Origin of the sequence: Vibrio albus (assembly GCF_003144035.1) — a bacterium.
Taxonomy (GTDB): Bacteria; Pseudomonadota; Gammaproteobacteria; order Enterobacterales; family Vibrionaceae; genus Vibrio; species Vibrio albus.
This window is the reverse complement of record NZ_QFWT01000031.1, coordinates 1-1,035: the sequence shown is the minus strand read 5'-3', so window position 1 is coordinate 1,035 and position 1,035 is coordinate 1. Positions and strand designations below refer to the sequence as shown.

General features: G+C 42.7%; 1 protein-coding gene. It reads right to left on the bottom strand.

Annotated features, from left to right (window positions below):
• Positions 1-16 precede the first annotated feature (16 nt).
• Positions 17-1,035, bottom strand: a protein-coding gene (locus tag DI392_RS19390; RefSeq protein WP_109321334.1) for an IS630 family transposase whose coding sequence is annotated in 2 segments (ribosomal slippage) — positions 17-592 and positions 594-1,035 — 1,018 coding nt annotated over the 2 segments. Because the reading frame shifts where the segments join, the coding sequence is not laid out codon by codon here. This gene is flagged as partial in the annotation.

Genomic DNA, 1,035 nt, shown 5'->3' with positions numbered 1-1,035 from the left:
ATACCAATCACACTAATTAACTGGTCAATATAGTCCAATCTCTAAAGCAGAGCGAAATGACTCTGCTTTTGTCTGCACAAAAACGATTCCAAGCACTACACAGCTTGTCGACAATATTGTCGTAACATTCAAAACACCTATTGGCTATTTCGTTCTGACGCAACCAACTCCATACCTGCTCTATTGGGTTGAGTTCCGGTGAATAGGGCGGTATATGAATGACCGTCAGGTTCTTAAATGAATCAGCAAGATAACTTTGATGCCAACTGGCTTGATCCATGATGACGACAGCATGTTTGCCTATGGGTGTTGATTGAGAAATGAGCCTGAGTTGCTCTTTCATTGCTTCCATGTTGCTCACCGGAACAACAATAGCTTCAGTTTCTCCGGTATTAACGCACACCGCTCCAAATAGGTACGCATATTCAAATTGCTGTTGTTGTACCGCTCTGGGGCGAGTCCCTTTTTCTGCCCATATTCGGGTTGTTGTATTGCGCTGGCCAAATCTGGCTTCATCTTGAAACCAGATTTGAACATCTTTTAAAGCAACATGTCCGGGGATCTTAAGGATCGTTTCTATTGGGAATTTTTTTAAAAGCCTCTTGGGCTTCTAGAGATTGTTTGGGATGCTTTGAACGTGTCGTAATCCAAACCAAATCAAGCTTTCTCAATATTTTATAGACACCAGAGAGGCTATAAGAAAGGCCAAATACTTCATTGATATACTCGATAATGTCGCTCCCCTGGAGCCTTCCACCTTCAGGCTTAATAGCATGAGTTGTGATATATCGCTTTAACTGGGATAGTTGTTCTTCAGTTAACCTTGGAGGGCGTCCGGTATGCTGCTTTTCTGTCAGTCCATCAATTCCATCTGTTAAATAAGCGGTAACCCATTTATTAACACTAGTGCGACTGACTTTTAAATAGTGAGCGATCTGAGTGCGATTTTTTCCATCAACAAAATGGGAGATAGCGAGAAGTCTCGTGCGCATCCTAGCATCGGATGCTGAACGAATGAGTTTGGGGAAGTCTGGG